The sequence below is a fragment of the Flavobacterium artemisiae genome, assembly GCF_042678225.1.
GTDB classification, from domain to species: domain Bacteria; phylum Bacteroidota; class Bacteroidia; order Flavobacteriales; family Flavobacteriaceae; genus Flavobacterium; species Flavobacterium artemisiae.
On sequence record NZ_JBHUDZ010000012.1, the window covers coordinates 709,831 to 735,701 of the forward strand.

Below are 25,871 nucleotides of genomic sequence, written 5' to 3' on the forward strand. Positions count from 1 at the left end.
CAAATAACGAGCTGAGATCATACCCAAAGAACCTGAGCGAGTAATGTTGCTAAGGGAAAAACGACAATTTGTTAGCGTGCACACTATATTTTGTCGAGAAACACATTTATTAATTTAACAAAAGAATAATTCCCCCTTTTATTCGTATTTATTTACGAATGAAAAAGTTTTTTTTAGGCGCTAAGGTGCTAAGGTACAAAGGTTCAAAGGTTAAGAATCTTATTGGAACCAAATCAATTTTCTTTACTCTATTTTCCACTTTATTTACTCTATTTTCTTTTGCGCAAAAGCAAGATTCAACCAAAGTAAATTCTCTTGATGAGGTTTTAGTTTCTGCGGTTCGTGTTACTTCCAAAACACCAGTGAGTTTTAGTAATATGGACAAGAAAGAAATTAAATACAGAAATCTAGGTCAGGACATTCCGGTTTTAATGAATTATCTTCCGTCGGTTGTAACAACTTCAGATGCAGGAAATGGTTTTGGTTATACAGGAATACGCGTCCGAGGAAGCGATGCAACACGTGTAAACGTAACCATAAACGGAATTCCATACAATGATGCCGAAAGTCAAGGTACTTTTTGGGTTAATATGCCCGACTTTGCTTCGTCTGTAGAGAGTCTTCAATTACAGCGCGGTGTTGGAACTTCGACAAATGGAGCTGGAGCTTTTGGAGCGAGTTTAAACATGCTGACAGATAGTTATGCCAATAAAGCTACAGGAGAGATTTCGAGCTCTGCTGGATCATTTAATAGTTTAAAAAATACCGTAAAATTCAGTACAGGTTTATTAAATGATCATTTCGAAATTGCGGGACGTTTGTCTGCAATGAAATCGGATGGTTACGTAGATCGTGCAAGTTCGGATTTAAAATCGTATTTCCTTCAAGGGACTTATGTCGGAAAAACAACTTTGATTAAAGCTTTAGTTTTTGGCGGAAATCAGCAAACGTACCAATCTTGGAACGGAATTGATGCTGTAACATTAAACGAAAACCGCAGATATAATTCAGCAGGGAAGTTTACGGATGAAAACGGAAATGTTCGTTTTTATGATAACGAAACCGATAATTACAAACAAGACCATTATCAACTGCATTGGAGCGAATCTCTTTCGGATAAATGGAGTACCAATTTTGCACTTCATTATACAAAAGGAAAAGGTTATTACGAAAATTACAAAGAAGATGCCGACATGGCTGAGTACAATCTGAATGCGGTTGGTGCAATTACAACAACTGATTTAGTGCGTCAGAAATGGTTGGATAATGATTTCTACGGAACCACGTTTTCTGCGAAATATAAAACAGAAAAACTAGATGTAATTTTAGGCGGCGGATGGAACAAATACGAAGGTGATCATTACGGAAAAGTGATTTGGGCAAGATACGCTTCACAGTCAGAATTAGGAGATAATTATTACGATGATTTTTCAACAAAGACAGATGGAAACATTTTCGCGAAAGCCAATTATCAATTCACAGAAAAATTAAGTTTCTATGGTGATTTGCAATACAGAAGAGTTACTTATAAGGCCAATAGTGCTGATACTGGTTTGGTAGACGATGACTTTAATTTCTTTAACCCAAAGGCAGGTTTGAATTTTGAAATCAATCAAAACAATACTTTATACTTTTCGTATGCCCGCGCCAATCGTGAGCCAAACAGAACAGATTATGAAGGCGGTAATGTAAAACCAGAAAAGCTTAATGATTTTGAATTAGGATGGAGATTCAATTCGGAGAATTTTCAATTGAACTCTAATTTCTATTATATGGGATACAAAGATCAATTGATCCTAACAGGAACATTAGATGATGTTGGAAATCCAATTCGTTCGAATACTGAAAAAAGTTATCGTTTAGGTTTTGAGTTTGATGCGACAGTTGCACTTTCAGAAAAGTTTATCTTTAGACCCAATTTTACTTTGAGCAGTAATAAAAATGTTGATTTAGCAGTAGCAGGCCAAAATTACGGAACAACCGATATTGCTTATTCACCACAAGTTGTAGCAGGAAATATTTTTGTTTACAAACCTGTTCAAGGACTATATCTTTCGTTATTGCAGAAATATGTTGGAGAACAATACATGAATAATATCGAGCTTCCGTCAGCAAAACTGGCAGATTATTTTGTAAATGATTTTAATGCTTCTTACGAAATTAAACCAAATACTATTTTTAAATCGATTACGATTACAGCTTTAGTAAATAACATTTTCGATAAAAAATATGTTTCAAATGGAGCGATGTGGGACATTTATCCGTATTACTATCCGCAGGCAGGAACCAATTTCCTGATTGGACTTAATTTGAAATTCTAATAAATTAAAAAGCCTGAAATCTAAATTTTCAGGCTTTTTAATTTTAATTATATACATGAACCACAGTTCCCGAAACTTCGACACGATATTGTTTCATCGGATATTCTTTATCACCCAATCCTGTGTATAAATTGTACTTGCTTTTGTCGCAGGAACACACAGCATAAATTCCGTCAATTGTCATAGCGGTACAAGAATTAAAAGCTTGATTTGGGCAGGCTGCATCAAAAGCAGTATAAGTTCCTTCACCAGTTTTCATCACTATAATTCCTTTAGCGCCATAATTGGCCACAAAAACCGGATTGCTTACATATCTGAGGTTATTGTACGTCGGAAGATTATAGTCTAAATAAGCACTTATGCTGTAATTAGGAATATTAGGATTGTTATTACTCCTGTTATTGTCACTGCAGGAAAGTAAAACCGCAGTAAAAATGATAAAGAACCAGATTTTTTTCATTATTTGAATAAAGATTAGTGAAACAAAAATAATTTATTTAGATTTGAATTTTACATATGATTAACATATAATTATGTACTATTAAAAATTATAGTATATTTGTGGTAAGAAAATCCCGTCGCGATGGGATTTTTTGTATTTATATAAACGATGAAGTTATGAGTAAAGTATCTTATTATACAGCAGAAGGATTAAAAAAATTAAAAGATGAATTGGAGCATTTAAAAAGTGTTATGCGTCCAAAGGCATCTCAAGATATTGCAGACGCGAGAGATAAAGGAGATTTGTCTGAAAATGCAGAATATGATGCAGCAAAAGAAGCACAGGGTTTATTAGAAATGAGAATTGCTAAACTTGAAGAAGTTTATGCAAACGCTAGATTAATTGACGAATCTCAATTGGATGTTTCTAAAGTTTTGGTTTTATCGAATGTAAAAATCAAAAACCAAAGCAACGGAATGGAGATGAAATATACATTGGTTGCAGAAAGTGAAGCCGATCTTAAAACAGGAAAAATCTCTGTTACTTCGCCAATTGGTAAAGGTTTACTAGGGAAATCGGTTGGAGAAGTTGCTGAAATTACAGTTCCAAATGGTGTTTTGAAATTTGAAATTCTTGAAATTTCAAGAGACTAATTTTATTTAAGATTTAAAGATGAGCAGTATATTTACCAAAATAGTAAACGGAGAAATTCCTTGCTACAAAATTGCTGAAGACGAAAATTATTTAGCCTTTTTAGATGTAAATCCAAATGCTAAAGGACACACACTTTGTATTCCGAAACAAGAAATCGACAAGATTTTTGATATGGAAGAAGAGTTGTATTTAGGTTTAATGAAATTTGCGAAAAAAGTAGCAGTGGCTTTAGAAAAAACCGTTCCTTGCAAAAGAGTCGGAATAGCGGTTGTAGGTTTAGAAGTACCTCATGCACACGTACACTTGATTCCGTTAAACGAAATGGATGAAATGCGTTTCATTGATAAAGTTTCATTGACAAAAGAAGAATTCGAAGCTTTAGCAAAAGATATTCAAGGAAATCTTTAACAGAAAAAACAATATTCAAAAAATGCGATAATTAACGTTATCGCATTTTTTTATTTAATGAAATCTGAAAAGTAGTTCCTTTTCCAATTTCAGATTGTAAAACCTTTATTTTACCGCTGTGGTATTCTTCCACAATTCTTTTAGTTAAAGAAAGCCCAAGTCCCCAGCCGCGTTTTTTGGTCGTAAAACCAGGTTCAAAAATGGTTTTAAATTGCTTTTTAGGAATTCCGGTTCCAGAATCTTTTACATTAATTTTGACATGCTGTGCGTCCTGTTCAATTTTTAGATCTAAAGTTCCTTTTCCTTTCATGGCATCAATGGCATTTTTTACCAAATTTTCGATAGTCCAACTGTGCAATGTTGGGTTTATCATACCGAAAATAGGTTCTTGAGGTGCTTTATATGAAAAAATAACCTGAGCAGAAAAGCGCGATTGAAGATATTCGTAAGTTGCTTTTGTCTCTTGTACAATGTCACGAAGTTCTAAAACAGGGACCGATCCAATTTTAGAAAAACGATCTGTAATAGTCTGCAAGCGCTCAATGTCTTTTTCTATTTCAATTGTGATGGATTGATCTATTTCTTCTGTTTTCAGAATCTCAACCCATCCAATCAATGAAGACAAAGGCGTTCCGATCTGGTGCGCGGTTTCTTTTGCCATTCCGGCCCAAAGTTTATTTTGGGTCGCCATTTTGGTGCTTTTGTAGAAATTATAAATCAGAGCAATGCACAAAAACACGATCAAAAGTAAGGCAATAGGATAATATTTAAGTTTATTAAGCAATGCCGAATTTCCGTAATACAAAGTTTGATATTTACCTTGAGCATATTCAAAAGTGATAGGCTCGTTTTCACTTCTTAAAATCTTTAAGAAACGATCCCTTTTATTCTTGTTATTAAGAATTTCATCTGGAATATTTTTTGAACTCACTACTTTATCATATAATATTACCAAAGCAGGAATTGAAGTGTTGTTATTGATAATCTGGAGAGGCAGTTCTACATCAGTATTTTCGTCGGCGTTTACAATATTAATTTGAGCATTAACAAAAAGATTCATTTTTAAACGTTCTTCATTTTTAAAGATTTGGAAGAAAGTGTAAGTATTCCAAAGAATTAGAGAAATGATTATAAAGCAGACAGAAATAATAATCCAACGAATTGTATTTGTTCTTTCAGAAAAAGACATATCAAGTTTTTTGAGGTATAAATATAACGAAATATACACATTTTATATTTTGTAGAAGACTAAAGATTTTTGGTTTTTATGTGCCAAAGTATTTTTTCGAATTAAACCATTTCTCTACTTTTGCAGGTACTAAATCAGCTTCGGTTTAAATCAAAAAATATGATAAGCATTAACCCAAAAGAGATTACAACCGCCAAATTGCAAGGCTATCTTCAGAGTTCGATTGGCCCTAGACCAATTGCTTTTGCTAGTACAATCAGCGAAAAAGGGATTCCGAATTTATCGCCTTTTAGTTTCTTTAATGTATTTAGTGCCAATCCGCCGATTTTAGTTTTTTCACCTTCTCGTCGTGTTCGTGACAACACTATAAAACATACTTTGATTAATGCAGAAGCAACAAAAGAAGTTGTCATTAATGTGGTAAATTACGATTTAGTACAACAGACTTCATTAGCAAGCACAGAATACGGAGACGGAGTAAACGAATTTATAAAAGCTGGATTAACACAGATTCCGTCAGATTTAGTAAAACCCTATCGAGTAAAAGAATCTCCGGTACAATTTGAGTGCAAAGTAACTCAGATAATTCCGTTAGGAGAAGAAGGCGGAGCAGGAAATTTGATTTTATGTGAAGTGGTAAAAATTCACATTCACGATTCAATTTTAGATGAAAATGGAGCAATAGACCAGCACAAAATTGACTTAGTTTCGAGATTGGGAAATAATTGGTATTCAAGATCAAACCAAGGCCTTTTTGAAGTTGCAAAACCCTTGACAACATTAGGAGTAGGAGTAGATGCGATTCCAAATTTTGTAAAAGAAAGTCCTGTTTTTGACGGAAATGATTTAGGCAAATTAGGAAACATTGAAGCCTTGCCTACAAAAGAAGAAGTTAGTATATTTGTGAAAGAAAATTTCGCAGTCAAAGGAGTTTTGAGCTCAGACGACCAGCAAAAAGTACACTTAGAAGCAAAAAAGTATTTGGATAAAAATGATGTAGAATCGGCTTGGAAAGTGCTTTTGGCGAAAAAATAAGAAATAGAAACAATAATAAATAAAGAAAGAAGATGGAAGTTACAGGAAAAGTAAAAGTGGTAAACCCAGAGCAGCAAGTTAGCGCCTCATTCAAAAAAAGAGAATTAGTTGTTACAACTGAGGAGCAATATCCACAACATATTTTAATCGAATTTACACAAGATAAATGCGATTTGTTGAGTAGCTATAAACAAGGAGAGGCAGTAAAAGTTTCTATCAATTTAAGAGGAAGAGAATGGGTTAATCCACAAGGAGAAACTCGTTATTTTAATAGTATTCAAGGTTGGAGAATCGAAAGATTAGCGGCTGAAGGAGCTTCACAAGCAGCGCCAATGCCAACAGCAGAAACATTTGCTCCAGCAACAAATGTTAACGATGACGAACCAGACGATTTGCCTTTCTAATTAGGTAAATTTCCAAATTTTAAAAATTCCAAATTCCAAATCATTCACCTGAGTTTGGGATTTGGAATTTTGTTTTTGAGTTAGTTTTGTCATAAATGGACAAATTACAGAAAATTGGAATTTGGACTCGAGCGTTCGCGAACAGGCTAAGCAATTTAAAATTTGATTATTTAAAAAATGTATTTCTTATTTGATAATTTATATTTTCCTCCGGTTTCAGAAGCCGATCAAGAAGGAATTCTGGCAGTTGGAGGAGATTTGAGTCCGGAGCGATTAAAACTGGCTTATGAGCGAGGTATTTTTCCTTGGTTTAATGAAGGAGAACCGATACTTTGGTGGGCGCCAGATCCTAGAATGGTTTTGTTTCTAGACGAGCTGGTTGTTTCTAAAAGTATGCGTAATGTATTGAATAGAAAGCTGTTTACCGTTACCTTTAATGAAAGTTTTAAAGAGGTGATTTTAAATTGCCAGAACATTCAGCGCGACGGTCAGGATGGAACTTGGATTTCGGATGATATTGTGGCTTCGTATTGTGAACTTAACCGACAGGGTTTTGCAAAATCTGTTGAGGTTTGGCAGGATGATGTTTTGGTTGGCGGTTTATACGGAATAGATTTAGGACATGTTTTTTGTGGCGAAAGTATGTTTTCGAAAGTTTCAAATGCTTCTAAAGTTGCTTTTATTGCTTTGGTCGAACATTTAAGAAAAGAAAATTATAAACTTTTAGATTGTCAGGTTTATAATCCGCATTTGGATAGTTTAGGATGCCGTGAAATTGATCGAGAGGATTTTATGTCTATTTTAAAAAATAAATAAAATGAGTGCAGTTTACTGTGTAAAAGAAATTTACATTTATCCGATAAAAAGTCTTGCCGGTATTAGCTTAAACCGTGCAAAAGCTGAAGAAATGGGGTTTGAAAATGACAGGAGATGGATGTTGATCGATGTTGATAATGTGCACGTTACGCAAAGAGAATATCCAATAATGAGTCAGTTTTATCCCGAAATTTCTAACGGAAAAATTACTATTTCTTTTGAAAACGATAAGCATGAATTTTCTATTGATGAACACCTGAATGTTTCGATCGAATCTGCTGTTTGGGAAGACAAAAGTGAAGTTTTCGAAGTAAATCAAAACACGTCAAAATGGTTTAGCGATAAATTAGGTTTTGAATGCAAACTGGTTAAAATCAATAAGATTGGAGCTAGAAAACACGAAAGTTCCAAAACAAAAGAAACTTACAACGTAAGTTTTGCCGACGCTTATCCGTATTTGCTTATTGGAACAGAAAGCCTTGATTTTTTAAATGAAAAATTAGAGGAAAAAATCACCATTAAAAGATTTCGTCCAAATATTGTGGTTAGCACAAAAAGCGCTCATGAAGAAGATGATTTTAAGAGTTTTAAAATTGGAGAAGTTCAATTTGAAAATATAAAACCCTGCGGAAGATGTATTATGGTAAACAATGATCCGCAAAAAGGAATTATAAAAAAAGAACCTTTGAAAACATTAAGCAAATACAGAAATGTAAATAATTCTGTATTATTCGGAACTAATATCGTGAGTCTGAATTCGGGAATTATCAGTGTTGGCGATGAGGTTGTTTTCTAGAAATTAAGCTTTGTAAAATTCCAGTTTAAAGTATTAAAAAGTACTAATTCATTATTTAAAGTTGGCAATTCTAAAATCAATTTCAAAGTTTCATGCGCCATCATATTGCCAATAATTCCAGGAAGTGTTCCTAAAACACCATTTAAATTACAATTTGGAACATCTTTTGGATCAGGCATTTTTGGAAACAAATCGCGAAGATTTTTACTTCCGTTATGATTGAAAACTGCAACTTGCCCTTCAAATTTTAAAATACTTCCATAAACCAAAGGCTTTTCTAATTCCACGCACGTATCATTGACCAAATATCGAGTCGAAAAATTATCAGAACCATCAACAATAACATCATATTGCTCAATGATTTTTGATGCATTTTCAGCAGTTAATTTTTCATTAATCGAAATAGCTTCAATCAACGGATTCAATTTAGAAACAACATCTTTTGCCACAACAGCTTTGTATTGACCAATTTCAATTTCAGTATACAAAATTTGTCGGTGAAGATTATGAATTTCAATCGTATCAAAATCCATAATCCCGATAAAACCAACGCCAGCCGTCGCAATGTACTGTAAAATTGGACAACCTAAACCGCCCGCACCAATGACTAAAACCCGTGCTTTTTTTAATTTTTCCTGACCGTCATCACCAATTTCAGGAAGAATGGTTTGTCTGTTATAGCGGAGGAATTCTTGTATGATACTCATTTTTAAATTTTAGATTTCTGATTTTAGATTTTAGATTCTCTAAAAATTGATTTTTGATATTGTAATTGAATTGGAATTTGGGATTTTATTTTTTTTGGAATTTAAACAAATGCTTTCGTCCAATCTTTCCAAACCGGTTCATAGCCTGCATTTTTGATGATTTTTGAAATTTCTTCGGCAGAACGTTCATCGCTGATTTCGAATTGCTCCAAAGACTGCGGATCAACTACATAACCACCCGGATTTGTTTTAGATCCTGCACTCATACTCGTAACACCAATTGGAATGATATTGTTTCTGAATTTTTCGTTTTCGCGAGTTGAAATGGAGATTTCCAGATCTTCATTCCATAAACGATAAGCACAAATTAATTGCGTCAAATCTTTATCATCCATAATAAAATTCGGTTCGATAATTCCTTCAGCAGGACGTAAACGCGGAAAAGAAACAGAATATTTAGTCTGCCAATATTTCTTCTGAAGATAATCCAAATGCAAAGCGTTAAAGAAACTGTCTGTTCTCCAATCTTCCAAACCTAGAAGAACGCCCAAACCAATTTTGTGAATTCCTGCCGTTCCAATTCTGTCGGGAGTTTCCAGTCTATAATCAAAGTTTGATTTCTTGCCTTTGGTATGATACTTTTTGTAAACTTCCTGATGATACGTTTCCTGATAAACCAAAACCGAATATACTCCCGCGTCATGCAAACGTTCATAATCTTCTGTCGAAAGCGGCTGTACTTCAACAGAAATAATAGAGAAATCTTCTTTGATTAAATTGATTGCATTCAAAAAATAATTAATGTTTACAGTGTAATTTGCTTCGCCTGTAACTAATAAAACATGATCAAAGCCTGTTTCTTTTAATGCTTCGACTTCGAGTTTTATTTCGTCATCAGAAAGGGTTTTTCGTTTTATTTTATTGTCTAGACTAAATCCGCAATAAGTGCAAATGTTCTGGCATTCATTGCTCAAATAAAGCGGTGCATACATTTGAATGGTTTTTCCAAAACGTTTCTTGGTGATTTCGTGGCATTTTTGTGCCATTTGCTCTAAATAATTTTGGGCAATAGGAGAGATCAAGATCAAAAAATCATCGAGATTTCGTTTGGTTTTAGTCAAAGACTGCTCAACCTCTTTTGAAGTTGTTTTGTATATTCTGGATTGGATTTCATCCCAATTATATTGCTCGAAAATGGATTTGAATGTTGTCATAATGCTTAACCGCAAAGAGCGCAAAGTTTTACGCAAGGTTCGCAAAGCTTTGCGTTCTTAGCGCTTGTCTTTGCGAACTTTGCGGTTGAAAAAAATTATTCATAAAGAAAAGAAGTCAAAGGACTAGAAGCCGAAGCATAATTTTGCTGATTACCAATACGAGCTTCAAAAGCCTTTCTTCCTGCAATAATCGCTTCCTTAAAAGCCTCCGCCATTAATTTTGGATTTCCAGCTACAGCAATAGCGGTGTTTACCAAAACAGCATCGGCACCAATTTCCATAGCTTTTGCCGCATCAGAAGGCGCACCGATTCCTGCATCTACAATAACAGGAACCGTGCTTTGCTCGATAATAATCTCTAAGAAATCAATCGTTTTTAAACCTTTATTACTTCCAATTGGCGAACCCAAAGGCATTACAGCCGAAGTTCCAGCACTTTCTAAATGTTTGCACAAAACAGGATCGGCGTGAATATACGGCAGAACGATAAAACCCAATTTCGCTAGTTCTTCTGTCGCTTTTAAAGTTTCAATCGGATCCGGCATTAAATATTTGGGATCAGGATGAATTTCCAATTTTACCCAGTTGGTTTCTAAGGCTTCGCGGGCCAATTGTGCGGCAAAAACAGCTTCTTTGGCATTTCTCGCTCCCGAAGTATTAGGCAATAAATTAATATTCGGATGTTTTAAATGTGATAAAATAGCATCCGTATCCGTTTCAAGATCAATGCGTTTTAGGGCAACAGTAACCAATTCGCTTTCTGAAGCTAAAATCGCTTGTTCCATTTCTTCATTCGAGCCAAATTTTCCAGTTCCCAGAAACAAACGGGATTTAAAGCTTTTATCTCCTATATTAAACAATGACGTTTGCATATAATTTTTCGTTTAATTGTTGAATTAATTTTTCTTTCTCATCACTTTCGGTGATAATTCCAGAAACGGCAATTCCATGAATTCCAGTCTCCATTAACGGACTTACATCGCGTAATGTGATACCTCCAATGGCATAAACAGGAATTTCTATTTTAGCCTTTTTCAGCTTTTGAAGAATGTCAAAATAACCAGACAAGCCCAAAATCGGACTTAATTTTTCTTTTGTAGCAGTAAATCTGAAAGGACCTAAACCGATATAATCACAGCCGTTTTTGACGTGGTTTTGAATGTTTTCAAAAGTATTGGCCGTTCCGCCAATAACCTTAGAAGTTCCTAAAAATGCTCTTGCTTCATCAATTGTGGTATCGGTTAAACCTAAATGAACTCCGTCTGCATTAATTTCTTTAGTAAGATGTAAATCGTCGTTTACAATAAAAAGGGCATGATATTGTTCGCATAAAGGTTTTACAGCTTCCGCTAAAGAAAAGGCATCTTTCGGTTTTTGATTTTTAAATCGCATTTGTAGCCAATTACAGCCTGCATCGAGTGCCTGATGAATATTGTACAATTGTTTTTCGATAGTTTCACCCTGCGAGATATATTGAAGTTTGCTATACATAGTGATATCCGATTAAAGTTGGTGTTGAACTCAAGTAATTTTCGATATAGATTTTAGCGTTTTTACAAGCTTCTTTTAGAGTTTGATGTGAAGCTAAATTAGAAGTAATGGCCGATGAAAGCACACAGCCAGAACCGTGTTTTTCATAGCATTTTTTATTTGATGGGTGAAAATCTAAAATTTCATTTTTTAGAAACAATTGATCCATTCCAACCGCTTTTTCATTATGACCGCCTTTCAGAAAAACATTCGTTGGGAATTGATTTTCCTTTAAAATAAAGTCAGGAAAAAGGATTTCCATTTCGGGGTAATTGGGTGTAATTAAATCAATTTTTGAGAGTATCTTGTTTAAATCAGAACGATTTTCGATTTTTAGAAAATCAAATTTTGTTGTTGATTTTAAAACGGGATCCCAAACAATTTGAGTGGATTGTGAATGTAATTTTATGGTCGAAATAATTCGGCTTAAATCATGCAAAGAAGACACAATTCCTATTTTTACAGCACTGATTTTATAGTTTAAAAACAACGTTTCTATAGATCGAATTACAAAACTCAAATCGGTCCACTGAATCTCATAAAATTTATTTTCAGTTTGAATAGTATTCGTCGTAGAAATAGCAAAACCAGTGACTTTGTGCTGTTCAAAAGTCTTGATGTCAGCCAAAATTCCAGCTCCTCCCGAAGGATCTAAACCTGCGATTGTGAGTACGAAAGGGCGATTTTTTGACATAATTTAAATTGTTTTAATGGATTTTCATTCTTCCAAATACTTCCTAAAAGCGCGACATTATCAAAGCCATTTTCCAAGGCTCTTTGAATGTTTTTCGAATCAATGCCGCCCAAAGCGATCATTTTTGTTTTATGATTTGTTCGTGATTTTATTGCTGTAAAAAGATCTTTTTCAGGAAAATAATTTTCTTTAGAAATACTTTTAAAAACTGGACTCAGAAAAGCATAATCAAAATTTTCTAGTGAATTAAAATCGTCAATTGAATGTGTTGATGTTGATATAGACCTACAAGGTTTTGGAAACCTTGCAGGAGAGGATTGAGGATCTGTCCTTTCTTTTTCAGAAAAATGAAATCGTTCAATACCAAAATCTTCGGCTAATTGATGATGATTATGCAAAACCAAATTAGCCCGAAATTCTAGTTTTATGTGATGAATAAACTGCGCCATTTCTAATTCTGAAAAATCTGGTTTTCTGATATGAAGCAAAGACAATCCTTCTTCCAATAAAGAATGAAGAATGTCTATTTCATCTTCAACAGAAAAAGGATTTGTAATTACAACCATATCTATATTCTTTATTCTTTTTTCTTTCCTCTTAAATATAAATCTCTTTCCCCTGTTCAATGAATTCCTCTGATTTCTCCTGCATTCCTTTTTCTGCAGCGGCGACATCTCGAATCTCTTGAGATATTTTCATAGAGCAAAATTTAGGTCCGCACATCGAACAGAAATGCGCTACTTTTGCACCATCAGCAGGAAGTGTTTCATCATGGAATTCTCTTGCCGTATCTGGATCTAAAGCCAAATTAAACTGATCTTCCCAGCGGAACTCAAAACGGGCTTTACTCAAAGCATTATCACGATATTGTGCTCCTGGATGTCCTTTTGCTAAGTCGGCAGCATGAGCAGAAATTTTATACGTAATCACGCCGTCTTTTACGTCTTTTTTATTTGGGAGACCTAAATGTTCTTTCGGTGTCACGTAGCACAACATGGCGCATCCGTACCAGCCAATCATTGCTGCACCAATTGCCGAAGTAATATGATCGTAACCTGGGGCAATATCTGTTGTAAGAGGGCCTAAAGTATAAAATGGAGCTTCGTGACAATGTTCTAATTGTTTGTCCATGTTTTCTTTAATCATGTGCATCGGAACGTGTCCTGGACCTTCAATGAAAACCTGAACATCGTGTTTCCAAGCAATTTTTGTCAATTCGCCCAGAGTTTCTAATTCGGCAAATTGCGCGGCATCATTCGCATCTGCAATCGAACCTGGACGTAAGCCGTCTCCAAGCGAAAAAGCAACGTCGTATTGTTTCATGATTTCGCAGATTTCTTCAAAATGTGTATATAAGAAGTTTTCTTTATGATGAAATAAACACCATTTTGCCATGATCGATCCGCCTCGAGAAACAATTCCAGTAACACGATTCGCTGTTAAATGAATGTAACGAAGTAAAACTCCAGCATGAATCGTGAAATACGAAACTCCTTGTTCTGCCTGTTCAATTAACGTATCTCGGAAAATTTCCCAAGTTAAATCTTCAGCAATTCCTTTTACTTTCTCTAATGCTTGATAGATAGGAACAGTCCCAATTGGAACAGGAGAGTTGCGGATTATCCATTCTCTGGTTTCGTGAATGTTTTTTCCTGTAGAAAGATCCATAATTGTGTCGGCACCCCAGCGACAAGCCCAAACGGCTTTTTCAACTTCTTCTTCGATGCTTGAAGTCACAGCGCTGTTTCCTATATTGGCATTTATTTTTACAAGGAAATTACGCCCCACAATCATCGGTTCACTTTCGGGATGGTTAATGTTATTTGGAATAATTGCCCTTCCACAAGCGACTTCAGAACGAACAAATTCTGGAGTGATTTTACTTTTTGGAGTATTGGCGCCAAAACTGTGTCCGCTGTGCTGGCATTGCATGGCTTTAGTCTGCTCGTTTAAAAGTTCGATACGCTGGTTTTCACGAATCGCAATGTATTCCATTTCTGGAGTTATAATACCTTGTTTGGCGTAATACAATTGTGTTACGTTGGCACCTTTTTTAGCACGTTTTGGCTGATGCAGATATTCAAAACGAAGATGATTTAGGCTTTCATCATTTAATCGGCTTAAGCCATAATCAGAAGTTATTTCATCTAGGACTTCTACATCATTTCGGTCTAGAATCCAACTTTCGCGTAAGCGAGGTAATCCTTTTCGAATATCTATTTCAATATTCGGATCTGTGTATGGTCCAGAAGTATCATAAACAGTTACAGGTGGATTTTTCTCAATGCCGCCATTTGAAAGTTTGGTATCACTCAATGCAATTTCGCGCATGGCTACTTTTATCGGATGAATTTCTCCGTCGATATATACTTTTTTAGAATTCGGAAACGGGGTTCTGGATATTTGTTCTTCTTTCATTTTTGTTGATTTTGTTTCAAGTTTGAAGTTTCAAGTTGATTCTGATTGTGTTTATTCACAATGTTTTTCTGTAGAGACGCACTGCAGTGCGTCTACGGACAGTATGAAAATTGGAATTTGGTCCCGATAGATATCGGGATTATATTGGAATTTTAAATTGCAATTTATCCTCCCTGTGTAGCAGAAATAATCAAAATATCGTCAGTTTCGTGTAGGAGATATTCGTTCCATTTGGTTTTTGGAACAACGGTATTATTTATCGCAACGGCGATTCCGTTTTGTTTGTGCGGAATTTCGAGATCGAGCAATGACTGAACGCTGAGCGATTCAACATTGAATTGTTTGATTTGTTGATTGATTTTTAGTTCCATTCCTTGTAAGTTTAGTGTATAGTTACACGTTAGGAATGGCTGCAAAATACACGCAGGCGCGCGCATAGAAGTCATCTTACTTTTCCCTACGCTAGTATGAACTAGATCAGGTTCAGAGGGTAAAATCTCAGCCTGCATGATGCAGACACCCCTAAAGTGTGAAGCAAATATATAAATTTTGTTTTAAAGTTTCAAGTTTTAGGTTTCAAGTTCCTAAACGGAGCCAAAACTTGAAACCTGAAACAAGCATTTTAAGTTGTTCTTGTCCAGCAGTCTTCCGTATGGTCGTTGACCATTCCGGTTGCCTGCATGTGGGCATAGATTACGGTTGAACCGACAAATTTGAAACCTCTCTTCTTCAAATCTTTACTGATTTCGTCTGAAAGTGGTGTAGTTGCGGGAGCATCTTTTGATGTTTTTAGGTTGTTTATGATTGGTTTCCCATCGGTATATTTCCAAATATAATCGGAGAATGAACCAAATTCTTCCTGAACCTTCATGAAAGCCTGGGCATTTGAAACGGCGGCTTTAATTTTTAATTTATTACGGATGATTCCTGTATTCTGCATTAGCTCTTCGATCTCGTCTTCAGAATAGTTTGCTACTTTTTTATAGTCAAAATGATCGAATGCAGCTCGAAAGTTCTCTCTTTTATTTAAAATCGTAATCCAGCTTAAGCCTGCCTGAAAAGTTTCTAATATCAAAAATTCGAATAAAGTACGATCATCATACACAGGAAAGCCCCATTCTTCGTCATGGTATTTTTTGTATAAATCGCTAGAAGTACACCAGCCGCATCTAATTTTATTGTCTGTTTCCATTATTTTCCAATTTTCCAGTGATATCCTTTAACATTCGGTATATAGGCTTTTGATCCAATAATTATTAAATCGTTATAGATTTTCTTATTGTATTTTATTCCAATTGCTTTTCCTGTCGTGTACATTTTATTGGCCTCAAATTTTACTTTCATTTTGGCATCTGTAAATTTTGCGTCCGAAATTCTTTCGACAAGCCAAGTCGATTTCCATTTTATATCAATTTCGTCGTCAGCAGTTTTTGTGATGCTTTTTATTAGTTTAATTCCTTCAGCAGGAATATTATGGTTTTCTATAAGTTCTTTTTGTGTTAAAGTTTCTCCCGTTTTGCATTCAGCAAGAAATTTTTTGAAATAAGTAATTCCTAAAAATTTATCATTCGCAATTTCCTGTTCTACAATACTATCTTTGGACGTTTCTACATTTTCAGAAACAGTTGCTGGAATAATATTCTCTATTATTGAAGTTTTGTAATCTTTGACAGTCTCGATAGTTTTTTCTGAAATCGTTTCTATTTTGTTCGAAATTCCGTTAGTTACTTCTTCGATATGTTTTTTTGCGTTTTTCGAACAACTTGCCATAATGCAGATCATAATTGCCGTCAAACATGTTTTGTAATTACTCATTATTTCTGGTCTGTTTCGTTCTTCTCAAGATTGTCATCTTCTAAGTAATTCTTTATCAAATGATGCCCAGCATAAATTAAAGGGGTTAATACAATAGCAAGAGTTAATTTGACAACATAACCGGTTAATCCAGAAGTTATGTAGGTTTTAAAATCAATTTTTCCAGGAAGCCAGAAAGCAATTCCTAATACAATAAACGAATCAAATAATTGCGAAATCACGGTAGATCCAGTTGCTCTAAGCCATATTTTTTTCTCGCCCGTTCTTCTTTTAAAAAACCAAAATATCCATACATCAATAAGTTGTGAGATCATGAAAGCAATTAAACTACCAAAAATAATCCACATACTTTGTCCAAAAACGGCTTGAAATTGCTCATCGTTTACAGGGCTGATGCCTTTTGCGGCGGGAATTACAATAGCCATAAATAATAATAAAAAAGCATATGCAATTAAACAGGCTGTTATAAAAGAAAGTTTTTTAACGCCTTTTTCTCCGAAATATTCATTGATTAAATCGGTAGTCAAAAAAACAACAGGCCAAGGCAGGATTCCGATACTCATTACAAATGGTCCTATTTGAATCAATTTTCCGCCTATAAGTTCTGCAACTACAGCATTGGTGATAAAAATTCCGGAAAGGACAACAAAAACAATTTCTTTTCTAGTTTTAAACATATTTGATTTGGTAATTTATCTTTCAAATTTAAACTTTTTATACCGAATTGTAAACGCTTCTTTCAGATCGGTTAAATTGATTTTGAAGTTAAAAGTTAAAAATTTCGTCCTTGGGTTTGATTTAGCTATTTTTGAAACAATAATATGTTTTTTAATTAAATTTATAGTAATGAAAAAAATACTAACATTTTTTCTCATGGGTACATCCTTTTTTGCAGCCAACGCGCAAACAAATCAGAGTAATCCTTTGCTTAAGCCATGGTCAGGCCCTTATGGAGGTGTTCCTGCTTTTAATGAGTATAAGGTTGCAGATTTTAAACCAGCAATTGACTTTGCAATTCAAGAAAAATTGAATGAAGTAGAGGCAATCGCTAACAATCCAAAAGCACCGACTTTTGATAATACTATTGCTGCTTTAGAGCGTTCTGGTGAAACTATGGATAGAATTTCTACTGTTTACGGAATTTATAGATCCAATCTAAGCAGTCCAGAATTTAATGTGGTTGATAGAGAAATGTCTCCAAAATTTTCTGAATTCAGCGATAAAATCAATCAGAATAAAAAATTGTTTACTCGAATTGAGACACTTTATAATTCTAAAGAAAGTAAAAAATTAACGAGTGAACAACAACGTTTAATTTGGTTATACTATACAAATTTTGTTCGTCAAGGAGCGAAATTAAATGATGCTGACAAAGCAAAAGTTGCGGCTATAAACAAACAGCTTGCGACATTGTTTACAACTTTCAGCCAGAATTTATTAGCAGAAGAACACAATCAATATGTGGAATTAAAAACAGAAAGTGATTTTGAAGGTCTGCCTTTAGAAGTGAAAAATGCGGCTATAGCAGAAGCAAAAGAAAGAAAACTAAATGTTTTAGGCTGTATTGCTAATACACGTTCGTCTATTGAACCTTTTTTAACGTTCTCAATTAGAAGAGATTTAAGAGAAAAAGCATTTGATATTTTCGTGAGAAGAGGAGATAACGGAAATGCGAACGACAACAATTCGACTTTAGTTACTATTTTAGAGTTAAGAACTCAAAAAGCAAAATTACTTGGTTTTCCAACATTTGCACATTGGAGTTTGTCTAACAAAATGGCCAAAGACCCACAAAAAACTTTAGATTTAATGCTTTCTGTTTGGGAACCTGCTGTAGGAAAGGTAAATCAAGATGTGGCTGAAATGCAGAAAATAGTAGATGCAGAAGGAGGAAAGTTTAAAATCGCACCTTGGGATTATCGTTTTTATGCAGAAAAAGTTAGAAAAGCAAAATATGATTTAGATCAAAATGAGGTTAAACCTTATTTGCAATTAGAAAAGTTACGTGAAGGAATGTTTTGGGTTGCGGGTGAGTTATTCAATCTTCAGTTCAAACAAATTACAAATGTTCCGGTTTATCATGCAGATGTTCGTGTTTGGGAGGTAAGTAATAAAGTGACTGGAAAAGTAGTTGGATTGTGGTATTTTGATCCTTATGCACGCGCAGGCAAACGTTCTGGAGCTTGGATGAATGCTTATCGTAATCAAGAAAGAATGGATAAAGAGGTGTTGACAATTGTGTCTAACAACTGTAATTTTATTAAAGGAGCAACAGATGAGCCGATTTTAATTTCTTGGGAAGATGCAAGCACTTTGTTTCATGAATTCGGACATGCATTACACGGTCTATGTTCAAATGTAACTTATCCAAGTCTTGCAGGAACTTCTGTTGCTAGAGACTACGTTGAATTCCCATCACAATTGTTAGAGCACTGGCTTGGTACTCCAGAAGTATTAAACAAGTTTGCTTTACATTACAAAACGGGAGAGCCGCTTCCAAAAGCTATGGTAGATAGAATTGAAAGAGCAGCTAATTTTGGCGAAGGATTCTCAACTGTAGAAACAATTTCAAGTTCTTTAGTAGATATGAAACTGCATTTAGAAACGACTAAAATTGATCCTAAGAAATTTGAGAAAGAAACTTTAGATGCGCTTCATATGCCTTCTGAAATTGTTATGAGACATAGAATTCCACAGTTTGGACATATTTTTTCAAGCGATGGTTATGCAGCAGGATATTATAGCTATTTGTGGGCAGATGTTATCAATGCAGATGCTTGGGAAGCTTTCTTAGAAGGAAAAGGACCTTATGATAAAGCAGTAGCAAAAAGACTTTATGATAACGTATTTAGCGTAGGGAATACTATTGATCAAGAAAAAGCATATGAAAACTTTAGAGGAAGAGCTCCGAAGTCTGATGCTTTAATGAGAGCAAGAAATTTTCCTATTACGTCTAAAAAGTAATTAGATAATTAGAATTAGAAAAGCCCGAATAGTCAATATTCGGGCTTTTGTTTTATTGGAATATAATTAAGAATTCTTAAGTTATATCAATTAAAAAATCCCCGAATAACTAAATATTCGGGGATTTTTAATATTGAAAAAATAATATATTAACCTAAAGAAACTCTTTTGAAACCAGTGATTTCAACATTGAATCCTTTAACATAATCACCAACTTTTTTACTGTCATCTTTGATGAAGTTTTGATCAAGTAAAGCTTTTTCTTGATCTAAAGTAGTGTTGTCAGAAATGAAACGTTGAACTTTTCCTGGAAGAATTTTGTCCCAGATTTGCTCTGGTTTACCTTCAGCTTTTAATTCAGCTTTAGCATCTTCTTCAGCTTGTTTGATAACTTCAGGAGTTAATTGAGAGAAAGAGATGTATTTAGGAACATTTTTTAAAGTTTTTCCTAAACGTGCAGCTTCTTCATTTTCTTTTTCAATTACAGCAATACGAGCAGCAAGTTCAGATTCAACGAAAGCAGGATCAAAATCTTTGTAAGATAATGTGTCAGCTCCCATAGAAGCAACTTGCATAGAAACGTCTTTTGTTAAAGTTTCAGCATTAGCGATTGGAGAAGAAATAGCTGTTAAAGCAGCAATTTTGTTAACGTGAACATAAGATCCAACGAAAGCACCTTCTAAAATTTCGAAACCACCGATTTCGATTTTCTCACCGATAACTCCAGTTTGCTCGATTAATTTCTCAGCAACTGTAATTCCGTTGAAATCAGAAGCTAAAAATTCTTCTTTAGTAGAGAAGTTGATCGCTTTTTCAACTAAATCTTTAGCTAAAGTTACGAAAGCTTCATTTTTACCTACGAAGTCAGTTTCACAGTTTAAAGTGATGATAGCTCCTTTAGTGTTGTCTGCATTGATAAAAGAAACAGCAGCTCCTTCAGAAGACTCACGGTCAGAACGGTTAGCAGCAACTTTTTGTCCTTTTTCTCTAAGGATTTGTATAGCTTTATCGAAATCTCCTTCAGCTTCAACTAAAGCTTTTTTACAGTCCATCATTCCGGCACCTGTAGATTGTCTTAATTTATTTACGTCTGCAGCAGTAATTGTTGCCATAATATTTTGAATTTTAATGTTAAAAGTAAAAATTCCATCTTCTAAATCCCAAACTCCAATTTTATTAAATTATCAACATAACGTTTTTAATTTTTTATTTGGAATTTGGAATTTAAAATTTGGAATTTAAAATTTGATTTATTCTTCAGTTGCAGGAGCAGCTTCAGCTTCAACAGCAGGAGCTTCATCAGCAGCTTCAACTTCTTTTTCAGCACCTCTGTCAGAAAGACCTTCGATTACTGCAGTAGTCACTAAAGATAAAATTTTGTCAATTGATTTAGAAGCATCATCATTTGCAGGAATCACGTAATCAACCTCTCTTGGGTCAGAATTCGTATCAACCATTGCGAAAACTGGAATGTTTAATTTTTGAGCTTCTTTTATTGCGATGTGTTCAGCTTTGATATCTACTACGAACAATGCTGCAGGTAGTCTAGACATATCAGCAATTGAACCTAAGTTTTTCTCTAATTTAGCACGTAGACGATCAACTTGTAAACGCTCTTTTTTAGAAAGTGTGTTGAAAGTACCATCTTTCTTCATTTTATCGATAGAAGACATTTTTTTAACTGCCTTTCTGATAGTTACGAAGTTAGTTAGCATTCCACCTGGCCATCTTTCAGTGATGTAAGGCATGTTTGCAGCTTTTGCTTTATCAGCAACGATGTCTTTTGCTTGTTTTTTGGTAGCTACGAATAAGATTTTTCTACCTGATGCAGCGATTTTTTTCAAAGCTTCGTTAGCTTCTTCAATTTTAGCTGCAGTTTTATATAGATTGATAATGTGAATACCATTACGCTCCATATAAATGTAAGGAGCCATATTTGGATCCCATTTTCTAGTCATGTGTCCGAAGTGAACACCTGCTTCTAGTAATTCTTTTACTTCTATTTTGTTTGCCATTTTTGTACTAGTTTACGTTCTGTTGATTAGCAATGTATAAATGGCGGTTTCCCAGGCTTTATACATTTAGATGCTAAACTATATCCTACCTCGATAGGAGAGCAACAATAACTGTGTTTTTTAATTTCAATAAATAATTGATAATGTCTTGTCCCATCTGAACAAGACAGGTAATATTAACGTTTAGAGAACTGGAATCTCTTACGAGCTTTCTTCTGACCGAATTTCTTACGTTCAACCATTCTTGGGTCTCTTGTTAATAAACCTTCTGGCTTAAGAATAGCTCTGTTTTCAGCGTTAACTTCACACATTACGCGTGCTAATGCCATTCTTACAGCTTCTGCTTGACCAGTTGTACCACCTCCGTAAACGTTTACTTTTACGTCAAAGTTACTAGCGTTTTCTGTCATAGAAAGCGGTTGTAATACTTTGTATTGTAAAGTTGCAGTTGGAAAGTAAGTTGCGAATTCTTTTTTGTTTACAGTGATGTTTCCAGTTCCTTCAGAAACGTATACACGTGCAACAGCGGTTTTTCTTCTACCGATTTTGTGAATAACTCCCATTACTTAAGATCATTTAGGTTAACAGTTCTAGGTTTTTGAGCTCCGTGAGTATGCTCAGATCCTACAACAACATTTAGATTTCTGAAAAGTTCTGCTCCTAATTTGTTTTTAGGTAACATACCTTTTACCGCTTTTTCTACTAATAATGCAGGATTTTTAGATTGCAATACTTTAGCAGTTAAAGTTCTTTGTCCTCCTGGGTAACCTGTATGACGCATGTAAATTTTGTCATTCATTTTTGTACCTGTAAGGTTAATTTTCTCTGAGTTGATAACAATTACGTTATCTCCACAGTCAACGTGCGGTGTGTAACTTGGTTTGTACTTACCTCTTAAGATCATAGCGACCTTTGAAGCAAGACGTCCTAAGTTATGACCTTCAGCGTCAACAACAATCCACTCTTTAGTTACAGTGCCTTTGTTTGCTGAAACTGTTTTGTAGCTTAATGCGTCCATAATATTATTTTAATTAAACATTCCATCCCCAATAAAGGGGATGCAAAAGTACAATTAATTATTTTAAAACCAAATACCTTAAAGAATATTTTATTGTCTGAAAATCAGGCATTCAGTTTTTGAATTAAATGGGCATAAAAAAACCGTCTCTGCGATAGAGCAGAGACGGTTCAAAATTAATAAAAAAATTAAGTTATACTATAAATATATTGGCAATATCAACTACTTGCTGTGTTGTAAGCGGCTCATCATAAGCCTCTGAGCCTGCGGCGGCACCAAATGCAGTAGCGGTATTAAAGCCTGCCTGCACCGTTACTCCTTCACCGTCATAAACCGCTTGAGTAGCTGCTGGCATTCCTGCGCCTCTTTCGGCATTAGAAATCCATCCTTTTAGGCCTCTTAATCGTCGCACTTCAGATGCGTGACGTGCTTCTACAGAGTGAATCTGCAAAGCGGCAGTTAACAAATCGGGTGTTGTGATCAAATTAGCCGCTTGTCCTTTATATGCTCTTACGCCCGTATCTTCAAATGCTTGCGCCAAGGCCAGAAATGTCGGATAATCTCCAAAAGGATTAAATGCACCTCCAACTGTAAAGTCAAAAGTGGGTTTTGGTACAAAGTTCGCACTTGCTGTTCCGCCCAATCCTGCTATTAAAAATTTAACGTGATCAGATTCGTGAGCAGCAATCTGCTGGAATACCTTTAAGTCACGTCCGCCATTTTCAGAAGCTGGTATTACTCCAGAATCTAATGCCATTGCATAAAATTCATTTTCTAAGTATTCTAATGTCAATGCAAACTGTAATGCTCCGATTGGTGTAGCGGGTGTAGCTGTAATATCTTTTGCAAATGCTTTATTCGCAAAAGTGGATAATCCAAATGGAATTGAAGCAAGTGCTATAGTTTTTCCAATATTCCCAAACTGTGTAAAACTGTCTCTGCGAGAACCAGTACTATTCATTAGATTGTCATCAGTAAAGGATTCTATAAATTTTAAAATATTCATAATTTCTAAGTTTTAGCTGGTTAGATTAAGGTAAGTATTTAGCTGTGAATTTTGTAGTGATAAAATTAGCAGCAATTGGCAGAATTTTAGACGGATCTTTAGCATCGTCCAATCCTGTTGACATGTTTACGATATCATCTCCGGCAAAATCTTTCGAATTTGGATTTATCAAACTTCTAATAGCAGAAGCATGACGCGCTTCGACCGAAACAATTTTTCCTGCTAACAATAAATAGTCGGCAGTTTTGATTAATTTCCCAGCACCATTATACGCGGCAACTCCTGTGTCTTCTAGTGCTTTTGCAGTAGCAAGAACTTCTGTGCGGCTGTTAAAATTAAGAGAGCCATAAGTAAAGGCTAATGAAGGAAGTAATTGAGCACTCGGATTTGGAAGTAATGCGTTTAATGTGGCTTTAAAAAAATCTCTGTGAACAACTTCATGGTGGTACAAATCAGTTAATACCTGACGTTCTACTGAGCTGAAAACAGAATTAAAGCTGCTTGCATTTACTACTTTAGTATAAAAGTCTGCTTCTAATTGTTCTAAGGCATATGCGTAAGTTAACACGCCAAAATCTCCAGAGCCTAAGTCGAAAACACCATTTCTTACGCCAGGCAGAGAAGTGTCTTCCATATTGTCGTCATTATCATTGTCGCTGCAGCCAGCTAGAATTAAACCTGTCGTTGCCAAGGTTAATCCGCTGAGCTTCAGAAAGCTCCTTCTACTATTCAATGAAGTTTCTACTTCATGAATTTTAACTTCGTTTTTCATAATCAAGTTTTTTAATAGTTAACAACAATTGGTCTCTAGTCATTTGGTATTTAATTATTAACGAAATTTTTGTAAGAGCGGTTTTAGAATATGGGTTTATTTAATAATTATTTCGAAAAGGCTTTATAATTTTAAAATCCGATAGTCGTTTTTGTTTTATTTTCGGTAATTCTACTATATTTGTATTAATTACTTAAACTTTTACTGAATGAAAGCTAAAGCAACTCTAAAACAAATTGCGAAAGAACTAGGTGTTTCTGTGTCAACTGTCTCTAAAGCATTGAACGACAGTCCAGAAATTAGTGAACAAACGAAGGTGAAGATTAAGGAGTATGCCAAACTCAAAAATTATAAGCCGAATGTTATTGGTCTAAATTTAAAGAATCGTAAAACAAAAACGATTGGAGTTATTATACCTAATATTCTAAATTCTTTCTTTGCAAAAGTTTTTAGTGGTATTGAGAAAGTAGCCGATAAAAAAGGGTATAATGTAATTACGTGTATTTCGAATGAATCTCTAGAAAAAGAAGTTCACACACTTGAAATGCTAAGCAACGGAACAATTGACGGATTTATATTATCTGTTTCACAAGAAGCCCAAAAACTTCAAGACTATAATCATTTCTCTGAAATAATTAATGACGGAACTCCAATTGTAATGTTTGATCGTATTGCTGACGAAGTAGATTGCGACAAAGTTGTAGTTGATGATTTTGACTCAGCATTAAACTCTACACAGCATTTGATTGATTTAGGATGTAAAAATATTGCTTTGATTTCTTCTGTAGATAATATAAGTGTTGGAAGACTGAGAACAGAAGGATATTTGAAAGCTTTGAAAGACAATAATATTCCAGTTAACGAAAAAATTATTCTTCGTACCGATTCTGAAGAAGTTATGAAAGCCAAAATTGAAGGGATTTTTGATCATAAAATTGATGGAATTTTTGCTTTGGATGAAAATGATTCAGTAGCCGCTTTACGAGTAAGTTTGAAGAAAGGATTTAGAGTTCCAGAAGATATTTCAATCATTGGTTTTGCAGACGGAATTTTAGCATCAAGACGTTTGTCGCCAAGTTTGACAACAGTAAGTCAGCACGGAGTTGAAATTGGAGAAGTGGCAGCAAAAAGATTAATCGAGAGATTGGAAGAGCCAGAAGGAACGGTTTCAGAATACGAAACGATTGTCATCAAAACAAAATTGAAAGAAAGAGAATCGACTCGAAAAAAATAATAAATAAAAAACCATCAGCTGAAACTGATGGTTTTTTGTTTTTAGATGAAAAGCAAAACAGATGCAATTACAAACAATAATATTATTCTAAATTTCTTTTGCTGTTCAGCTTTTCGCAGATATCCTTCTTTTTCTAAATTCCATGAGAATATAATTTCAATAAGTGTTCCTCCAAAATTAAATAGAAAGTCGAGGATACTATAGCTTTCTTTTGCCTTTTTTAAAACTTCAAGATTCTCCTTCTTCTTTTCAATATATTTAGCTTTGTCAATTAATTTTGAATCAACTTTTCGATTGTAAAGTTCATCTATTGCCAATTTATAAGCTCTTTGATTCCATTTTTTTGGAGCTCCTGCTATTGCTAATAACTCTTTTGTTGTCCGAGTTTTAATAGGCGGCTTAAAATCATCTATCATAAA

General features: G+C 34.6%; 29 protein-coding genes and 1 riboswitch. Of the genes, 9 read left to right on the forward strand and 20 right to left on the reverse strand.

From position 1 onward, the window contains the following. Positions 1-158: 158 nt before the first annotated feature. Positions 159-2,321 (forward strand): TonB-dependent receptor, encoded by a 2,163-nt coding sequence (locus tag ACFSC2_RS13745; protein WP_379814855.1) that lies wholly within the window; start codon positions 159-161, stop codon positions 2,319-2,321. A gap of 43 nt (positions 2,322-2,364) precedes the next feature. Here the strand turns inward: ACFSC2_RS13745 and ACFSC2_RS13750 are convergent, their stop codons facing one another. Then, positions 2,365-2,781: a Rieske (2Fe-2S) protein gene (locus ACFSC2_RS13750; RefSeq protein ID WP_379814854.1), complete on the reverse strand. Its 417-nt coding sequence runs from the start codon at positions 2,779-2,781 to the stop codon at positions 2,365-2,367. A gap of 158 nt (positions 2,782-2,939) precedes the next feature. Here ACFSC2_RS13750 and greA point away from each other — a divergent pair, with 158 nt between their 5' ends. Together greA and ACFSC2_RS13760 are read left to right on the forward strand one after the other, a co-directional pair. After that, positions 2,940-3,416 carry a transcription elongation factor GreA gene (gene greA, locus ACFSC2_RS13755; protein ID WP_026728641.1) on the forward strand — a complete coding sequence of 159 codons (477 nt, stop codon included), beginning with the start codon at positions 2,940-2,942 and terminating at the stop codon, positions 3,414-3,416. 19 nt (positions 3,417-3,435) lie between these two features. Then, on the forward strand, positions 3,436-3,825 hold the full coding sequence (locus tag ACFSC2_RS13760) for an HIT family protein (protein WP_379814853.1): 390 nt from the start codon (positions 3,436-3,438) through the stop codon (positions 3,823-3,825). Between the two features lie 37 nt (positions 3,826-3,862). On the opposite strand, the gene ACFSC2_RS13765 is transcribed toward ACFSC2_RS13760, so the two are convergent. Further along, positions 3,863-5,014 (reverse strand): sensor histidine kinase, encoded by a 1,152-nt coding sequence (locus tag ACFSC2_RS13765; RefSeq protein ID WP_379814852.1) that lies wholly within the window; start codon positions 5,012-5,014, stop codon positions 3,863-3,865. A 159-nt stretch (positions 5,015-5,173) separates the two neighbouring features. Here ACFSC2_RS13765 and ACFSC2_RS13770 point away from each other — a divergent pair, with 159 nt between their 5' ends. The 4 genes from ACFSC2_RS13770 to ACFSC2_RS13785 all read left to right on the forward strand — a co-directional run bounded on the left by ACFSC2_RS13770 (position 5,174) and on the right by ACFSC2_RS13785 (position 8,065). Then, entirely contained in the window at positions 5,174-6,049 is an 876-nt protein-coding gene (locus ACFSC2_RS13770; RefSeq protein WP_379814851.1) for a flavin reductase family protein, read from the forward strand. A gap of 32 nt (positions 6,050-6,081) precedes the next feature. Continuing rightward, the gene (locus tag ACFSC2_RS13775; protein WP_379814850.1) at positions 6,082-6,453 is read left to right on the forward strand and encodes a DUF3127 domain-containing protein; all 372 of its coding nucleotides are present in this window, start codon (positions 6,082-6,084) and stop codon (positions 6,451-6,453) included. A gap of 177 nt (positions 6,454-6,630) precedes the next feature. After that, positions 6,631-7,269 carry a leucyl/phenylalanyl-tRNA--protein transferase gene (gene aat, locus ACFSC2_RS13780; RefSeq protein WP_379814849.1) on the forward strand — a complete coding sequence of 213 codons (639 nt, stop codon included), beginning with the start codon at positions 6,631-6,633 and terminating at the stop codon, positions 7,267-7,269. Position 7,270: 1 nt separating this feature from the next. Further along, positions 7,271-8,065 carry an MOSC domain-containing protein gene (locus tag ACFSC2_RS13785; protein WP_379814848.1) on the forward strand — a complete coding sequence of 265 codons (795 nt, stop codon included), beginning with the start codon at positions 7,271-7,273 and terminating at the stop codon, positions 8,063-8,065. Here the strand turns inward: ACFSC2_RS13785 and ACFSC2_RS13790 are convergent. The 11 genes from ACFSC2_RS13790 to ACFSC2_RS13840 all read right to left on the reverse strand — a co-directional run bounded on the left by ACFSC2_RS13790 (position 8,062) and on the right by ACFSC2_RS13840 (position 17,120). Beyond that, entirely contained in the window at positions 8,062-8,772 is a 711-nt protein-coding gene (locus ACFSC2_RS13790; RefSeq protein WP_379814847.1) for a HesA/MoeB/ThiF family protein, read from the reverse strand. The genes ACFSC2_RS13785 and ACFSC2_RS13790 overlap by 4 nt on opposite strands. A 101-nt stretch (positions 8,773-8,873) precedes the next feature. Next, on the reverse strand, positions 8,874-9,986 hold the full coding sequence (gene thiH / locus ACFSC2_RS13795; protein ID WP_379814846.1) for a 2-iminoacetate synthase ThiH: 1,113 nt from the start codon (positions 9,984-9,986) through the stop codon (positions 8,874-8,876). A 95-nt stretch (positions 9,987-10,081) separates the two neighbouring features. Beyond that, entirely contained in the window at positions 10,082-10,858 is a 777-nt protein-coding gene (locus ACFSC2_RS13800; protein ID WP_379814845.1) for a thiazole synthase, read from the reverse strand. Continuing rightward, on the reverse strand, positions 10,839-11,477 hold the full coding sequence (locus ACFSC2_RS13805; RefSeq protein ID WP_379814844.1) for a thiamine phosphate synthase: 639 nt from the start codon (positions 11,475-11,477) through the stop codon (positions 10,839-10,841). The genes ACFSC2_RS13800 and ACFSC2_RS13805 overlap by 20 nt, the downstream gene beginning before the upstream one ends. After that, the gene (locus tag ACFSC2_RS13810) at positions 11,470-12,210 is read right to left on the reverse strand and encodes a hydroxymethylpyrimidine/phosphomethylpyrimidine kinase (RefSeq protein WP_379814843.1); all 741 of its coding nucleotides are present in this window, start codon (positions 12,208-12,210) and stop codon (positions 11,470-11,472) included. The genes ACFSC2_RS13805 and ACFSC2_RS13810 overlap by 8 nt, the downstream gene beginning before the upstream one ends. Beyond that, positions 12,168-12,776, reverse strand: coding sequence for a thiamine phosphate synthase (locus ACFSC2_RS13815; RefSeq protein WP_379814842.1), 609 nt, complete (start codon positions 12,774-12,776; stop codon positions 12,168-12,170). The genes ACFSC2_RS13810 and ACFSC2_RS13815 overlap by 43 nt, the downstream gene beginning before the upstream one ends. A 31-nt stretch (positions 12,777-12,807) precedes the next feature. After that, a complete protein-coding gene (thiC, locus tag ACFSC2_RS13820; RefSeq protein WP_379814841.1) occupies positions 12,808-14,628 on the reverse strand; it encodes a phosphomethylpyrimidine synthase ThiC in 1,821 nt (606 codons plus the stop codon). Between the two features lie 164 nt (positions 14,629-14,792). Then, positions 14,793-14,999, reverse strand: a complete 207-nt coding sequence (thiS, locus tag ACFSC2_RS13825) for a sulfur carrier protein ThiS (RefSeq protein WP_379814840.1) — start codon at positions 14,997-14,999, stop codon at positions 14,793-14,795. A 66-nt stretch (positions 15,000-15,065) separates the two neighbouring features. Then, a riboswitch (TPP riboswitch) is annotated at positions 15,066-15,162 on the reverse strand. Positions 15,163-15,250: 88 nt separating this feature from the next. Continuing rightward, positions 15,251-15,820, reverse strand: a complete 570-nt coding sequence (locus ACFSC2_RS13830) for a DNA-3-methyladenine glycosylase I (protein ID WP_379814839.1) — start codon at positions 15,818-15,820, stop codon at positions 15,251-15,253. Then, positions 15,820-16,443 carry a hypothetical protein gene (locus ACFSC2_RS13835; protein ID WP_379814838.1) on the reverse strand — a complete coding sequence of 208 codons (624 nt, stop codon included), beginning with the start codon at positions 16,441-16,443 and terminating at the stop codon, positions 15,820-15,822. Before ACFSC2_RS13835 ends, ACFSC2_RS13830 begins: the two co-directional genes overlap by 1 nt. Next, on the reverse strand, positions 16,443-17,120 hold the full coding sequence (locus ACFSC2_RS13840) for a queuosine precursor transporter (RefSeq protein ID WP_379814837.1): 678 nt from the start codon (positions 17,118-17,120) through the stop codon (positions 16,443-16,445). The genes ACFSC2_RS13835 and ACFSC2_RS13840 overlap by 1 nt, the downstream gene beginning before the upstream one ends. A gap of 169 nt (positions 17,121-17,289) precedes the next feature. On the opposite strand from ACFSC2_RS13840, the gene ACFSC2_RS13845 reads away from it, so the two are divergent. Beyond that, complete coding sequence (locus tag ACFSC2_RS13845) at positions 17,290-19,407, forward strand: M3 family metallopeptidase (protein ID WP_379818656.1); 2,118 nt, start codon at positions 17,290-17,292, stop codon at positions 19,405-19,407. Positions 19,408-19,556: 149 nt separating this feature from the next. Here ACFSC2_RS13845 and tsf read toward each other — a convergent pair whose 3' ends face one another. The 6 genes from tsf to ACFSC2_RS13875 all read right to left on the reverse strand — a co-directional run bounded on the left by tsf (position 19,557) and on the right by ACFSC2_RS13875 (position 24,218). Further along, on the reverse strand, positions 19,557-20,519 hold the full coding sequence (gene tsf, locus ACFSC2_RS13850) for a translation elongation factor Ts (protein WP_379814835.1): 963 nt from the start codon (positions 20,517-20,519) through the stop codon (positions 19,557-19,559). 138 nt (positions 20,520-20,657) lie between these two features. Continuing rightward, positions 20,658-21,422 carry a 30S ribosomal protein S2 gene (rpsB, locus tag ACFSC2_RS13855; protein ID WP_379814834.1) on the reverse strand — a complete coding sequence of 255 codons (765 nt, stop codon included), beginning with the start codon at positions 21,420-21,422 and terminating at the stop codon, positions 20,658-20,660. 176 nt (positions 21,423-21,598) lie between these two features. Then, positions 21,599-21,985 carry a 30S ribosomal protein S9 gene (gene rpsI / locus ACFSC2_RS13860; protein ID WP_008466792.1) on the reverse strand — a complete coding sequence of 129 codons (387 nt, stop codon included), beginning with the start codon at positions 21,983-21,985 and terminating at the stop codon, positions 21,599-21,601. Next, complete coding sequence (gene rplM / locus ACFSC2_RS13865) at positions 21,985-22,440, reverse strand: 50S ribosomal protein L13 (protein ID WP_379814833.1); 456 nt, start codon at positions 22,438-22,440, stop codon at positions 21,985-21,987. The genes rpsI and rplM overlap by 1 nt, the downstream gene beginning before the upstream one ends. A gap of 193 nt (positions 22,441-22,633) precedes the next feature. Then, positions 22,634-23,446 (reverse strand): ferritin-like domain-containing protein, encoded by an 813-nt coding sequence (locus ACFSC2_RS13870; protein ID WP_379814832.1) that lies wholly within the window; start codon positions 23,444-23,446, stop codon positions 22,634-22,636. Positions 23,447-23,471: 25 nt separating this feature from the next. Continuing rightward, the gene (locus tag ACFSC2_RS13875) at positions 23,472-24,218 is read right to left on the reverse strand and encodes a ferritin-like domain-containing protein (RefSeq protein ID WP_379814831.1); all 747 of its coding nucleotides are present in this window, start codon (positions 24,216-24,218) and stop codon (positions 23,472-23,474) included. 208 nt (positions 24,219-24,426) lie between these two features. Here ACFSC2_RS13875 and ACFSC2_RS13880 point away from each other — a divergent pair, with 208 nt between their 5' ends. Beyond that, positions 24,427-25,452 carry a LacI family DNA-binding transcriptional regulator gene (locus ACFSC2_RS13880; RefSeq protein ID WP_379814830.1) on the forward strand — a complete coding sequence of 342 codons (1,026 nt, stop codon included), beginning with the start codon at positions 24,427-24,429 and terminating at the stop codon, positions 25,450-25,452. A 41-nt stretch (positions 25,453-25,493) separates the two neighbouring features. Here the strand turns inward: ACFSC2_RS13880 and ACFSC2_RS13885 are convergent, their stop codons facing one another. Then, positions 25,494-25,868, reverse strand: a complete 375-nt coding sequence (locus ACFSC2_RS13885) for a hypothetical protein (protein WP_379814828.1) — start codon at positions 25,866-25,868, stop codon at positions 25,494-25,496. Positions 25,869-25,871: the final 3 nt, after the last annotated feature.